General features: G+C 35.4%; 15 protein-coding genes. 8 read left to right on the plus strand and 7 right to left on the minus strand.

Features of this window, described 5'->3' with window-relative positions:
- Positions 1-14: 14 nt before the first annotated feature.
- Positions 15-269 (minus strand): hypothetical protein, encoded by a 255-nt coding sequence (locus DESTER_RS04975; protein ID WP_013638560.1) that lies wholly within the window; start codon positions 267-269, stop codon positions 15-17.
- 93 nt (positions 270-362) lie between these two features.
- On the opposite strand from DESTER_RS04975, the gene DESTER_RS04980 reads away from it, so the two are divergent.
- On the plus strand, positions 363-935 hold the full coding sequence (locus tag DESTER_RS04980; RefSeq protein WP_013638561.1) for a TetR/AcrR family transcriptional regulator: 573 nt from the start codon (positions 363-365) through the stop codon (positions 933-935).
- Here DESTER_RS04980 and bioA read toward each other — a convergent pair whose 3' ends face one another.
- From bioA to DESTER_RS05005, 5 genes are all read right to left on the minus strand, one after another.
- The gene (bioA, locus tag DESTER_RS04985; protein ID WP_041737441.1) at positions 936-2276 is read right to left on the minus strand and encodes an adenosylmethionine--8-amino-7-oxononanoate transaminase; all 1341 of its coding nucleotides are present in this window, start codon (positions 2274-2276) and stop codon (positions 936-938) included.
- A gap of 17 nt (positions 2277-2293) precedes the next feature.
- On the minus strand, positions 2294-3136 hold the full coding sequence (locus tag DESTER_RS04990) for a 4Fe-4S binding protein (protein WP_013638563.1): 843 nt from the start codon (positions 3134-3136) through the stop codon (positions 2294-2296).
- A 139-nt stretch (positions 3137-3275) separates the two neighbouring features.
- A complete protein-coding gene (locus tag DESTER_RS04995) occupies positions 3276-4148 on the minus strand; it encodes an Mrp/NBP35 family ATP-binding protein (RefSeq protein ID WP_013638564.1) in 873 nt (290 codons plus the stop codon).
- 13 nt (positions 4149-4161) lie between these two features.
- Positions 4162-4947, minus strand: a complete 786-nt coding sequence (locus DESTER_RS05000) for an inositol monophosphatase family protein (protein ID WP_013638565.1) — start codon at positions 4945-4947, stop codon at positions 4162-4164.
- On the minus strand, positions 4940-5185 hold the full coding sequence (locus DESTER_RS05005) for a hypothetical protein (protein WP_013638566.1): 246 nt from the start codon (positions 5183-5185) through the stop codon (positions 4940-4942). The genes DESTER_RS05000 and DESTER_RS05005 overlap by 8 nt, the downstream gene beginning before the upstream one ends.
- A 156-nt stretch (positions 5186-5341) precedes the next feature.
- On the opposite strand from DESTER_RS05005, the gene DESTER_RS05010 reads away from it, so the two are divergent.
- From DESTER_RS05010 to pstS (DESTER_RS05040), 7 genes are all read left to right on the plus strand, one after another.
- Positions 5342-5887: a hypothetical protein gene (locus DESTER_RS05010; RefSeq protein WP_013638567.1), complete on the plus strand. Its 546-nt coding sequence runs from the start codon at positions 5342-5344 to the stop codon at positions 5885-5887.
- 15 nt (positions 5888-5902) lie between these two features.
- The gene (locus DESTER_RS05015; protein WP_013638568.1) at positions 5903-6556 is read left to right on the plus strand and encodes a response regulator transcription factor; all 654 of its coding nucleotides are present in this window, start codon (positions 5903-5905) and stop codon (positions 6554-6556) included.
- Positions 6549-7454, plus strand: a complete 906-nt coding sequence (locus DESTER_RS05020) for a sensor histidine kinase (RefSeq protein ID WP_041737445.1) — start codon at positions 6549-6551, stop codon at positions 7452-7454. The genes DESTER_RS05015 and DESTER_RS05020 overlap by 8 nt, the downstream gene beginning before the upstream one ends.
- Positions 7455-7523: 69 nt before the next feature.
- Entirely contained in the window at positions 7524-8681 is a 1158-nt protein-coding gene (locus DESTER_RS05025) for a hypothetical protein (protein ID WP_013638570.1), read from the plus strand.
- Between the two features lie 71 nt (positions 8682-8752).
- Positions 8753-9214: a phosphate-starvation-inducible PsiE family protein gene (locus tag DESTER_RS05030; protein WP_013638571.1), complete on the plus strand. Its 462-nt coding sequence runs from the start codon at positions 8753-8755 to the stop codon at positions 9212-9214.
- The gene (gene pstS, locus DESTER_RS05035; protein WP_013638572.1) at positions 9207-10250 is read left to right on the plus strand and encodes a phosphate ABC transporter substrate-binding protein PstS; all 1044 of its coding nucleotides are present in this window, start codon (positions 9207-9209) and stop codon (positions 10248-10250) included. Before DESTER_RS05030 ends, pstS (DESTER_RS05035) begins: the two co-directional genes overlap by 8 nt.
- Positions 10251-10352: 102 nt before the next feature.
- Positions 10353-11435 (plus strand): phosphate ABC transporter substrate-binding protein PstS, encoded by a 1083-nt coding sequence (pstS, locus tag DESTER_RS05040; protein WP_013638573.1) that lies wholly within the window; start codon positions 10353-10355, stop codon positions 11433-11435.
- A 66-nt stretch (positions 11436-11501) separates the two neighbouring features.
- Here pstS (DESTER_RS05040) and purH read toward each other — a convergent pair whose 3' ends face one another.
- The gene (gene purH / locus DESTER_RS05045) at positions 11502-13097 is read right to left on the minus strand and encodes a bifunctional phosphoribosylaminoimidazolecarboxamide formyltransferase/IMP cyclohydrolase (protein WP_013638574.1); all 1596 of its coding nucleotides are present in this window, start codon (positions 13095-13097) and stop codon (positions 11502-11504) included.
- Between the last annotated feature and the right edge of the window lie 35 nt (positions 13098-13132).

Here is a 13132-nt window from a genome sequence, read left to right on the forward strand (position 1 = left end):
ACTTTTAATATAGGTCATTTTTTCTCTTTTTTTCTAAACTTTCTTATAAAAGAAACTGTATCGTTTACCATTTGGAAAGCTTGAGTAAGATTTAAAACTGTCTTTTTTAGTTCTATCACTGCAGGTCTTAACTGATTATTTACAGTGTCGACACTTTCTTCAAACTTTTTAAGCAGCCTATACATTGCCATTGCAATCCCCACTACTGATAACGATATGAAAACCATACAAATGGCAATGACTACGAGGGAAATTTCACTTACTGTCATTTAGCCTCCCATCAAACTAAAATTTTAGCTCTTAATCAATTCTATCATGGTTTAAAAGCTTATAATAATCAATACAATTAAAGGAGGAAATAGTTGAAAGAGAAAATTCTTGAAGCTGCTGAAAAGGTATTTTCTGAGAAAGGTTTTTATGAGGCAAAAATCTCAAAAATTGCTGAATTGGCTGACGTTTCTGTAGGAACTATATATAGATTTTATAAGAGTAAAGAAGAGCTCTACGGAGAAGTTATAAAGAAAAAACTTTTAGAAATGGAAAAAGAAGTAGAAAGAGCCATTGAAGGAAAAGAACCGCTAGAAGCTATAAAAGCATATGTTAATACCGTTGTTAACTTCTTTTCTAAAGAACAGGATTTCTTTGAGATATTTATGATGGAGCTCGGAAGTTCATTTGTCATAGATGCAGAAAGATTCAACTTATCTGAGTGGTATAGGAATTATGTTAAAAAACTTTCAAAAATCATTGAAAAAGGAATAGAAAAAGAAATTTTTAAATCAAACTTAAATCCTGAAGGAGTATTTCTTCTTATTTCAGGTGCCCTTGCAAACATTGATTATTTTCGCTTAAAAGGCTTTATAGATATGGAACCAAACGAGGTTAAAAACCTCGTTCTTGAAGTAGTTTTAAGGGGAATACTTAATAGAAATTAATTATTTATCAAGTATTTCTCTTGTAGCACTGTATGCAATGTCTACAAGTTTATCAATCTCATCGAATTCAATAACGTATGGAGGCATAAAGTAAATAATATCGCCTAAATTTCTAAGGAGAGCTCCCTTTTCAAGAGCCTTTCTGTAAATTTGAAATCCTATCCGCTTTTTCCAATCAAAGGGTTCTTTATTTTCCCTATTTTTCACAAGTTCCACTGCTACGATAAATCCCTTATACCTTACTTCTCCACAGAACTTATAATTCAAGAATCTTTCCTTGACTCTTTTCTGCAGGTACTCATATTTTTCCTTATTCTTTTCCAAAATATTTTCTTCTTCGAAAATATTAAGAACCTCTACTGCTACAGCACAAGCAAGAGGGTTTCCTGTATAACTATGTGAATGCAAGAAAGCTTTAAGAGATGTATAATCATCATAAAAAGCATCGTATATTTCATCAGTTGTTAAAACTACTGACAACGGTAAATAACCACCTGTAAGTCCTTTTGACAAAGTCATAAAGTCGGGAGTAATACCTGCATGTTCACAGGCAAACATCTTGCCCGTTCTTCCAAAACCAACGGCAATTTCATCAGCAATGAGATGGATTCCAAGTTCTTTTGTTAGTTTTCTTAATTTCTGTAAATATTTTGGTGAGTATATCTTAAAACCTCCTGCGCACTGCACAATTGGTTCAATTAAAACGGCACAGACTTCATTTTTATGTTTTAGTAAAGCTTCTTCCATAAAATCAAAACACTGTGCATCACAGGTATTTCTATTTTTTCCATAAGGACATCTAAAACAATCAGGACCCTTTACTCTGATGTTGTTAATCATTATTTCTTTGTACATTTCACTGTATAATTTTTCTCCACATACTGATAGAGCTCCAAGTGTTTCTCCATGATATCCACTATCTAAATAAACAAATTTGTTTCTTATCTCTCCTTTATTTTTGAAATAACCAAAACTCATTTTCATTGCTACTTCTATAGCGCTTGAACCATTATCAGCAAAGAAAACCTTTGAAAGAGGTTTTGGAACAACTTTTAGTAGTTTCTCTGTGAGCTCCAAGGCAGGTTCATGAACAAAGTTTGCAAATATGACATGTTCAAGCTTTTCAACCTGTCTTTTTAAAGCATTATTTAATCTTTCATTAGAATGACCAAATAGATTTACCCACCAAGAAGAAATAGCATCAATATATTTTCTTCCTTTATCATCATAAAGGTATATCCCTTTGCCTCTAACAATCTTTATAAGAGGATATTTTTCATGATCTTTCATTTGTGTACATGGATGCCAAATTGGATAATCTTTCACTGTAACCTCCTTCATTTCAAAGGAAGAAAAAATTATTTTTTAAGACAAATACTTTCTTTACCTTTAAAAAGAAAAGAAGGATAATTTAGATCTATAATTTTGCAAACTTTTACACAGTTAAGACATCTTAGACATGTTGGAGAATTTGGATCTTTATAGATAGGATAATCAACAGGACAAGATTTTCTGCACAAGTTACACTCTATACATTTTTCTTTGTCTACCTTGAAGTCAACTATACTAAATTTGTTGAAAATAGAAAATAGAGCTCCAAGTGGACAAATATATCTGCAAAAAGGTCTTTTTATGAAGATCGAACCATAAAGAAACATTGAACCAAGAGCAAGTTTAAAAAGAAAGAAAGAACCTGCCATATTGAGTATCATAGAACTGACAGCTATCCAATAGATTCCAGCTTCTAAGGTTCCAGTTGGACAAATCATACAAAAATAAGGTTCCTTCCAAATAAGTGGTAACAGTATTACTCCTAAAACAAGCATTAAATACTTTAAATAAACAAAATGCTTAGGAAGATTAAACTTCATAGAGGGTATTTTATAGAGCAAATCTTGAACTAAACCAAATGGACAAATCCACCCACATATCCATCTACCAAACGTAGTTGAAACTGCGGTTATTATTCCAATGGTAATCAAAGGAATCTTTGTTATTATCATAAAGTGAGCAAGTGTTCCTATTGGACAAGAATAAACAGAAGCCGGACAGGCATAACAATTTAAAACAGGAAATGGAATTGACTTTAACTTCCCAGTATAAAGACGACCTGTAAAAAAATTTAACAGCTGAAAATTTACCAAAATTCCAGTAAGAAACTGATAAATTCTCCTATTCTTGAAAAGAGAAACTTTCAGCATTACTTGATTCCTATACAACTAAGACAGAGAATTTTGCCATTATTCCAGATAATTCTATATTCGCCACTTAAAATACCAATTGTTATGAAGAATAAAGACAGGAGCAAAAGAGCTCCTGCCAGTAATTTCCTACTCATCATTATTTTCCAAGCTTTTCTAAAATTTCGTCTGTAATCTTTTTAAAACTTTGAGTAGATTTACTTTCGGGATGAGATATCACAATAGGAGTTCCCTTATCTCCAGCTTCCACAACTGCAGGTTCTATTGGTATTCTACCTAAAAATGGAACACCAAGCTCTTTTGCAGCATTTTCACCACCACCTTTTTTGAATATCTCTATCTCTTTACCGCAGTGAGGACAAATAAGCCCGCTCATATTTTCCACAATTCCAATAACAGGAACATTCATCATTTTTGCAAAACTTATTGATTTTCTTGTATCAAGAAGTGAAACTTCCTGTGGAGTCGTAACAATTACAAATCCATCCATTGGTTTTACAAGCTGAGCAACACTTAAAGCTTCATCTCCCGTTCCTGGAGGTAAATCAACTATGAGAAAATCTAGTTCTCCCCAGTCAATTTCTGCAAGAAATTGCTTTATTGCTTGATGTTTTAAAGGTCCTCTCCAAATAACGGGTTGATCAGGATTTTCAAGAAGAAAAGCCATTGAAACGACTTTAAGATTTGGTAAGGAAGGAAAAATAAACGGCTTAATTGTTTTACTCTCTGAATCAGCAAAAAGCCTTTGTCCTTCAGCTCCAAGCATTTTTGCAACATTTGGACCATGAAGATCAGCATCCAAAAGCCCTACTTTAAATCCTCTTTTTGCTAGTTCTGCAGCAAGATTTGTTGCAACTGTTGTTTTTCCAACACCACCTTTACCACTCAAAACTCCAATTTTGCGTTTTATTTTTGAAAGATTACACGTTAATTTAACATCCATTGGGTCTTGAGCTGTTTGACATGTGCTTTTATGAGCACAACCTTCGCATTTTTTCTCATCAATTGCCATTTTTAACCTCCTTTCAACCATCTCCCAAATGTCTATTAACTATCTCAAAAAGTTTACTGTAAGTATTTTGGGACGCTCCTATAATGTTTCCACTTTTAATATATTCTTTATTGCCGTTAAAGTCACTTACCTTCCCTCCAGCTTCCTCAATAAGAAGAACACCAGCCGCTATATCCCACAGATGAAGAGACATTTCCCAAAAACCATCAAATACTCCTTTAGCAGTATAAGCTAAATCAATTGCTGCAGAACCACATCTTCTAATACCTGAAACTTTCCAAAAAACCTCTTTAAAGCAAAGAAGATATCTATCAAGAAAATCTTTTCCCCTAAAGGGAAAACCTGTAGCAATTAAAGCTTCTTCAAAATTCCTTTTACTAACTTGTAACTTCTTGCCATTACAATAAGCACCGCTTCCTTTTTCAGCCGTAAATATTTCTCCAAGAGCGGGTGCATTTATAACAGCTGCTACAAGTTCTCCTTTATACTCAACTCCAATGGAAATACAAAAAACAGGAAGACCGTGTATAAAGTTTTTTGTTCCATCAAGAGGATCAATGTACCACTTCCAGTCATCACCTGAGTAAAGACCACTTTCTTCTGCCACTATAGAATGTTGAGGAAACGATTTCTTTATGGTTTCAATAATTATCATCTCTGATTTTTTATCAGCTTCTGTAACATAATCGTTTTTAGACTTTAGTTCTATTTGAGAGTCTTTAAGTTTTGTAAAGTACTGCATTAAAATGTCTGCTGCCTTTTTAGAAGCTTCCAAAGCTGTTTCAAGAACTTTACTCATAGAAATCTCCAGAGCTTGGTTTGTAAGATATAGATATTAGGTTACCATTTTCCAGTAAATATTCAATTTTAAACGTATGATGGAAAGAAACATAAGAAATAGACTTAACAGATAACAAACTTTGAATATGAAAAATTGCTTCATCCCACATTTCAATATCTGTAAATTCCACTGTAAGATCGAAACCTTTCATAGTAAAGGCTTTTTCAACAGCAGCTATGAATTCTTCAGATAACACTACTTTCTCCTTAAAGTAAGAATACAAATGTATTTTATATCAGCTTTTGAAATTGCTTTAAGAATTTTTAACAAATTCTTAACAATTTTAAAGTAATATCAAATTGCAAAAGATTTGATAGTATTTCATAAAAAACTAAACTGAGGATATTTGGCTATGGAGGAACTTCAAGCTAATAAAAGAGTTAAAGCAATCTTGCGCGCATACCAAGTTTACTTTAGAAAACTTGCCTTTGAAAGACTTCCTACGTTAGCAGAAGAATACTTTGGAAGTGCTGGATTTAGAATTGTATCCGATGCATTAGCAGATGCTACAGCTGCTGCAGTTCCTGGTCTTCTAGAGGCTGTAGAAGGCATTGCAGAAATTCCTGATGGAGATCTTTTAAAAGTTCTTGAACTTCACTATATAGTTCATAGTGCTGCCAGAGAAATAACTAGAGATGAAACCATTGGTCTTTTCGTACCAAATAGGGTTTCTGAGAAAAGACTCGAGATGGTTGCTAAAAAGTGTCCCCACGATGCAGATGGTATCAAACTAGCAGTATTTGTTGGAGTCGTTGCTGGTGTTATAAAGGCTTTAGGAGGAAAAGCGAATGGAATAACAGATGAAAAATTTATGGAATATTTACCTAAGGGAAGCTATGCCGTTTGGGCTATTAAGGAAGATGAAAGCTGTAAGTTAATAGTTGAAGAGGTAGTATAGAGGGATTTGTTTAACATGTTTAGAATAGCAGTTGTTGAGGATGATATCTCAATAGGAAACTTACTAAAAAGAATTCTTTCAAAAGAAGGATTTTACGTAAAAGTTTACTCTACAGGAGAAGCTCTTATTAACGAATTATTCGAGTATGGAAAAGAATACGACTTAATCATCCTTGATGTAATGCTTCCTGGAATGAATGGAGTTGAAACTTGTAGATTCTTAAGAGAAAGAAAGGTTAAGGTACCTATCTTGATGCTTACAGCTCTTTCTGAAGAAGACGATAAAGTTATAGGCCTTGATAGTGGAGCTGATGATTACGTTACTAAACCCTTTGGAGTAAAGGAGCTCCTTGCAAGAATTCGAGCTTTATTAAGAAGAAAAGAAACTATATCAGGAACTCAAAGTAAGGAAATAGTCTTTAATGGTAATTTTGTGGAAATAGAAGGCAAGAAAATAGAACTAACAAAGAAAGAAATAGAGGTCCTTAAAATTCTCTTTGAAAATAAAGGTACTCCCGTTTCGAAAGAGACACTGCTTCTCAAAGTTTGGGAAAGTAGAGACGTTTCCAAAAGAACAATTGACGTTCATATAAAACACTTAAGAGATAAGTTAGGAAAGTTTGGAAATAGAATTAAGACTGTTTGGGGTGTTGGGTATAAGTTTGAGTAAAGAACTTCTTTTAAAACTTCAATCGACGGCAGATGGAATATTCTTTATAGACAATAAAGGATTTTTACTCGGAACTTATAAAAAACTTTGGGATTTATATCCATTTGCTGAAACAATTAGTGCCTTTAATGAAGCTCTTAAATTAGGTAAATCACATTTTGAAATAGAAGAAAAAGAAAGATTTTACAGAGTAAAAATATTAAAACTTGAAGAAAACATCTTTCTTGTACAAGTAAAAGATATAAGCTGCGAGAAAAAGTTAGAGAAAATAAAAAAGGATATAGTTTCCACGCTTTCACATGAGCTTCGTACTCCGATAACTGTAATAAAGGGAAATGCAGAATATCTACTTTATTATTCAGACAATTCAGAAAAAGAAATTATTGAAGAAATTTTAAAAAAAGCTTCCCAGATGTTAGAAATTTTAACAGGATTAAATAAGCTTATAGCTATAGAAAAGAGTTTTAGAGAGTACAACTTAAAGGATTTGATAATAAATTCCTTAAAAGATTTAGTAGAAAAAGCAGAAAAAAAGGGATTAAAAGTTGAGATAGATCTTCAAGATATAGTTGTTCCCTGTGAAAAGATACTGGTAGAACAAATGATTAGAAACTTAGTAGACAATGCAATAAAGTTTACTAAGAAGGGGAAAATAGAAATAACCTTAAAAAGAAACAACAAAGAAGTAGTTATCTTGATAAAAGATACAGGTAAAGGAATAAAAGAAGAATTGAAAAAACATATTTTCGAAAAATATGTAAAGTCTCCTGAAAGTAACGGACAAGGTATTGGCCTTTCCATCGTAAAAGAAATCATCAATTACCACAACTGGAAGATAGACTTCCAATCTGAAGAAGAAAAAGGAACAACATTTTCCATAAAAATTCCTCTCTCTTAACACTTTCTTAACAATTCCCGATTTAAACTTCACTTAGACCAGTTATTCAACTTTAAAAGGGAGGAAAAGATGAAGAAAACGTTGGCTTTGGCTTCTGCTCTTTTAATGATGGGAATGGGAACTTCATCCATGGCAAAAGATGCTACTGTTTTAATCGGGGGGGTACCAGTAAAGCAACTTTATGTAGATGAGGAAGGAAGACTCTACCTTACTCCAGGAGAAGGTAGAAAGCCCGTAAAAATCGAAGTTCCAGCAGCAAAAGGAACTCCTCTCGTTTCAAAAGACAAGAAAATCAAGATTGAAGGAAAAGCTTACATCCATTACGATGTTGATCTTAAAAACGGAAACCACAATAACGCTTTCAAGATCACAAGAAATTACTTTGAAGTTCGCGGATACTTCAACGACAAGGATTACTTTAGAACAACCTTAGATGTTAAGCAAGAAAAAGACTCTGGTGGTAATATGGACGGTTCCTATGTAGCAAGACTCAAATATGCTTACGTTTACTTTGCAGACGTTCTCCCATACACAGGTGTTGAACTTGGCTTAGCTCACAGACCTTGGATTGACTGGGAAGAGCACCACGGCTGGCTCCACAGGGATGTGGAGGAAACTCTCATAGAAAACCACAGCGGCGCAGGACTTATAAACTCTGCAGATCTTGGAGCAAACTTTAAAGGTAAATACGGTATAGCTTCCTGGGAATTCGGTATCTTTAACGGTGAAGGTTACCACGGAGCTGAAGACAGCGACCACTTTGGAAAATCCTTAGAAGGAAGACTTTCTTTAAATCTCTTTGAAGGGTTTACACTTTCAGGACATACGGTTCACTCCTTTGATCATAAAGATAAAGATATGGATAGGCACATCTACCAGATTCATGCCGTTTACAACAACCCATATTTCTTAGTTGCCGCTCAGTATATTTGGGATAAGGATGATTACTACAATAGTAATGATGTAACCCAAAAGGGATATTCAGTAAACGGAGACCTTAAACTTAAGCCATTTACAGGATACCCACTTGGCATCTTTGCAAGGTATGACCATTGGGATACTAATACAGATGCTGACAATTCTGTTAGAAAACATTTTGTTTATGGTGCATTTTATAAGCTTAACAAACATGTCAAACTTACTTTAGCTCATGATAGAGTCTTAGCTGAAGACAATGCTGGAAGTGACTCAAATACTCTTATGGCAGTTGCTCAAGTTAAGTGGTAAAAAGTGCTTTTCTCATAGCTCGTTGGGGTCTCCCCAGCCCCTCCTTTTTTAAAAAAGTTGAGGATTGATAGATGGTAAGTAGAATAGGCAACATTGCTCAGATTGATTTTCTTGGTATTGCTGTTAGAATCACCTTAACAGCTTTAAAGTTTTTCCTTGCTACAGCATTAATCCTTTCAATTATAGACCTTTTTATAAAAACGTATCGTAGTTATCCCCATATAGACGAAATCTTTGAAAATGTTATAGGAGGAGTTTTTTCAATCTTCATTCTTGTGGAGCTCGTTAAAGGAATTACAGATTTTATTAATATTAGAAGAATAAGAATAACAACAGTTATTGATTTTACCATTATTTTTATTCTTAGAGAGCTGACAATAAGTCTTTATCAGCACGAAGTTAAAAATCTTATCTCGTTTTCTATAGCAACTCTTTTATTAGTCATATGCAGAGTGGCTTCAATAAGATTTTCACCAGGAAATCCATTCAAATTAAAGCTTAAACAAAATGAGAAGGAGGTTCAAAATGTTTAAGACAACCAGAAGAAAACTAATGTTTATCGCAGCGGGATTGGTTTCCAGTGTGCTTATAGGATCACAGCAGGTAAATGCTGGTTCTAATACGATTAACGGAGCTGGAGCCACATTTCCTTATCCTGTTTACGTGAAGTGGGCAAAAGAGTATAAAAAAGCAACAGGAATCAGGGTTAACTATCAAGGAATTGGTTCTGGAGGAGGAATCAGACAGATAACTGCAAGAGTAGTAGATTTTGGCGGTTCAGACAAGATGCTTTCCCCCGTAGAACTTGAAAAAAGAAAACTTTACCAGTTTCCTGCAGTGATAGGTTCTATCGTTGTGGTTTACAACCTCCCTGGAGTAGGTGATGGTGAATTGAAGCTTTCAAATAAGGCAGTTAGCGAGATTTTTATGGGCAAAATTAAATATTGGGATAATCCCTTGATAAGAAAAGACAATCCAACTATTAAGCTTCCTCATATGAGAATTACAGTAGTTCATAGGTCTGAAGGTTCAGGGACAACTTGGAACTTTACCTATTGGTTGAGCCACATTTGTTCAGATTGGAAAGAAAAAATTGGATATGGGAAGGTTGTTAACTGGCCTACAGGAATGGGAGCAAAGGGAAATGCAGGAGTGTCTGCTTACGTTCGCAGAATTCCAGGAGCTATCGGTTATGTAGAGTACGCCTACAAGCTTCAAAACCATCTTAAAGCAGCTCAGCTTCAAACCACTGCTGGGAACTTTATAAAACCTACAGAAAAAACCTTTAAGGCTGCTGCCTCCCATGCAAGTATGTATTGGGAATCCCATTTTTACAACAGGGGAAACATACTTCTTGCTGCTGGCGAAAATAGTTGGCCTTTAACAGTTGCTACTATGATTCTTCTTCCAAAAGAGAAGATGGAAAACAATAAGAGAGTGGTGGACTTTTTCAACTGGGCTTTTGAGAACGGAGATAGAATCGCTTCGGAACTTGGTTATGTTCCACTTCCAGAAAGTGTTAAGAAAGAAATCAGGAAATACTGGAAAGAAGTTGTTTTTGAAGAGTAAATTTCTGAATTGCATGGTTTGAATCAATACATCTCCAGAACTGTCCCCCTCGTGGGGGATTTTTTTATTAAAATTATTCAAATTCCAAAGGAGGGAAATTTAATGGTGAAAAGGAAGGCTATAGTGGCTCTTACTCTACCACTGACTGTTCTTTTTGCTGGTTGCTTTGGTGGAAGTAAAGAAAAAAGTGACTCTAATACTAAAGAAACTACTGTTGAGAGTAGAGAACAATCAAAAGCAGTTATTAACGGAGCTGGAGCAACATTCCCTTATCCTGTTTACGTAAACTGGGCAAAGGACTACGAAAAAGCTACAGGAGTGAAAGTAAATTATCAAGGAATTGGTTCTGGTGGTGGTATCAAACAGGTAACAGAAAGAACTGTTGATTTTGGCGGTTCAGACAAGATGCTTTCACCCCAGGAGCTTGACAAAAGAAAACTCTACCAGTTTCCAGCAATTATCGGTTCTATCGTAGTTGTATATAACCTACCTGGTGTTGGAGATACAGAACTCAAACTCTCAAACAGAGCAGTTTGTGATCTCTTCATGGGTAAAATCAAGTACTGGGACAATGAAGAGATTAAGAAGGACAACCCGAACGTCAAACTGCCTCACCAAAGAGTTACTGTGGTTCACAGATCTGAAGGTTCAGGAACAACTTGGAACTTTTCCTACTGGCTAAGCAACATCTGTCCAGAGTGGAAGGATAAGGTTGGGTATGGAAAGGTCGTAAACTGGCCTACAGGAATTGGGGCTAAAGGTAACGCTGGTGTGACAAACTACGTTAAACAAACCCCGGGTGCTATTGGTTACGTTGAGTATGCCTACAAGCTTCAGAACAAACTATCTGCCGCTCAGCTCCAGACAAAAGAAGGAAACTTTGTTAAGCCAACAGAAGAAGCATTCAAAGCTGCTGCTTCACATGCCAACTGGAATATGAAAAGCCACTTTTATCTCGAAGGTAATCTCTTACTTCAACCTGGAAAAGACAGCTGGCCACTTACGGCTGCAAGTGTAATTCTCCTTCCAAAAGAGAAGAAAGAAAAAAACAAACTTGTAATTGATTTCTTTGATTGGACATTTACAAATGGAGATAACACAGCTATTAAGCTTGGATACGTTCCACTTCCAGAAAACGTAAAAACAGAAATTAGAAATTACTGGAAAGAAGTTGTCTTAAAGTAGTTGAATAGAAAAATACTAAATGGTTGAATAGTTAAATAGAAAGAAGGGGCTTTTGCCCCCTTAATTTTAATGTCTAAAATGTCTTATTCCCGTGAATACCATTGCCATTCCGTGTTCGTTAGCAGCTTCTATTACTTCTTTATCTCTTATTGAGCCACCTGGTTGGATTACTGCAGTTACTCCAACCTTTGCAGCTTCATCAACACTATCTCTAAATGGGAAGAAAGCTTCTGAGGCTAAAACAGAACCGGATAAATCTAATCCCATAAGTTTTGCTTTTTCAGCTGCACAGCGAGCTGAATCTACTCTTGAAGTTTGACCAACGCCGATTCCTACTGCAACACCATCTTTTGCGTAAACTACAGAGTTTGACTTAACCCACTTTACAACTTTGAAAGCAAAGAGTAAATCTTTCCACTCCTTCTCTGTTGGTTCTCTATCTGTAACAACTTTTATCTTCTCGGGATCAACTGTTATTAAGTTTCTATCTTGTACTAAAAGACCTCCAACCACTCTTCTATATTCAAATGGAGAATCAATTCCTTTTCTTTCTAAGCCTTCAAGTCCTTTAGTAGTAAGAACTCTTAAGTTTTTCTTTGTTTTTAGAATTTCAAGAGCTCCTTCGTCGTAATCAGGAGCTATTACGCACTCGTAAAATCTCTCTGTTATAAGTTTTGCAACCTCTGAAGTAACTTTTGCGTTAAAGGCAATAATTCCACCGAAAGCAGAAACAGGATCAACCTTTAAAGCTTTTTCATAAGCTTCCTCTACGCTTTTTCCAAGTGCCATTCCGCATGGATTAGCGTGTTTAATAATTGCACAGGCTATACCATCTGCTTGCGGATCAAACTCAAGGACAAGGTTCAAAGCACCGTCAAGGTCGTAAATGTTGTTAAAGGAAAGCTCCTTCTCTCCATGGAGCTTCTCAGCTCTTGTTACACAAGGTTCTTTAACAAAAACCTCTCTGTAAAAAGCTCCTCTCTGGTGTGGATTTTCACCGTATCTCAGATCCTGAACCTTTTCAAAGGTAATTGTTAGAGGATTTCTCAACTCTCTGCACTGGATCTCATCTCCGTTTTCATCAATTGAGTAGAGAAAATCCGAAATCAGTGCATCGTAGTGAGCAGTCAGGTTAAAAGCCTTCCTTGCGAGGTTGAAACGGGTTTTGAGAGAAATCTCTCCAGTCTCTTTGAGCTCCTTTATTATCTCTGGATAGTCTTTTGGGTCTGTAACGATTGCAACGTATTTATAGTTTTTAGCAGCAGCCCTAACCATTGTTGGACCGCCAATATCTATGTTTTCAATTATTTTCTCTAATCTCGCGCCTTTTGCGACTGTTTCCTTGAATGGATACAAGTTTACTACCACCATATCAATTCTTTCAATCCCTAACTCTTTCATAGCTTTTAAGTGCTCTTTACTGTCTCTTTTTGCTAAGATTCCACCGTGGACTTTTGGATGAAGTGTTTTAACTCTTCCTTCCATTATTTCTGGAAAACCTGTTAAGTCTGAAATTTCCTTTACAGGTATTCCAGCTTCTTTTAAAAGTCTTGCAGTTCCACCGGTTGAGATAATTTCAACACCAAGGTTTGAAAGTTCTTTCGCAAATTCCACAACTCCTGTCTTATCAGAAACTGAAACAATGGCTCTTACAGGTCTCACGGTATCCTCCTTCGTTCACAGTTTGCTGGTAAATG

The organism is Desulfurobacterium thermolithotrophum DSM 11699 (genome assembly GCF_000191045.1).
Classification (GTDB): domain Bacteria; phylum Aquificota; class Aquificia; order Desulfurobacteriales; family Desulfurobacteriaceae; genus Desulfurobacterium; species Desulfurobacterium thermolithotrophum.

Excerpts from the sequence above, each read along its gene's own strand:
- DESTER_RS04975 (WP_013638560.1), bottom strand. The coding sequence starts at position 269 with ATGACAGTAAGTGAAATTTCCCTCGTAGTCATTGCCATTTGTATGGTT.
- bioA (WP_041737441.1), bottom strand. The coding sequence starts at position 2,276 with ATGAAGGAGGTTACAGTGAAAGATTATCCAATTTGGCATCCATGTACA.
- DESTER_RS04990 (WP_013638563.1), bottom strand. The coding sequence starts at position 3,136 with ATGCTGAAAGTTTCTCTTTTCAAGAATAGGAGAATTTATCAGTTTCTT.
- DESTER_RS04995 (WP_013638564.1), bottom strand. The coding sequence starts at position 4,148 with ATGGCAATTGATGAGAAAAAATGCGAAGGTTGTGCTCATAAAAGCACA.
- DESTER_RS05000 (WP_013638565.1), bottom strand. The coding sequence starts at position 4,947 with ATGAGTAAAGTTCTTGAAACAGCTTTGGAAGCTTCTAAAAAGGCAGCA.
- DESTER_RS05010 (WP_013638567.1), top strand. The coding sequence starts at position 5,342 with ATGGAGGAACTTCAAGCTAATAAAAGAGTTAAAGCAATCTTGCGCGCA.
- DESTER_RS05015 (WP_013638568.1), top strand. The coding sequence starts at position 5,903 with ATGTTTAGAATAGCAGTTGTTGAGGATGATATCTCAATAGGAAACTTA.
- DESTER_RS05025 (WP_013638570.1), top strand. The coding sequence starts at position 7,524 with ATGAAGAAAACGTTGGCTTTGGCTTCTGCTCTTTTAATGATGGGAATG.
- DESTER_RS05030 (WP_013638571.1), top strand. The coding sequence starts at position 8,753 with ATGGTAAGTAGAATAGGCAACATTGCTCAGATTGATTTTCTTGGTATT.
- pstS (WP_013638572.1), top strand. The coding sequence starts at position 9,207 with ATGTTTAAGACAACCAGAAGAAAACTAATGTTTATCGCAGCGGGATTG.
- pstS (WP_013638573.1), top strand. The coding sequence starts at position 10,353 with ATGGTGAAAAGGAAGGCTATAGTGGCTCTTACTCTACCACTGACTGTT.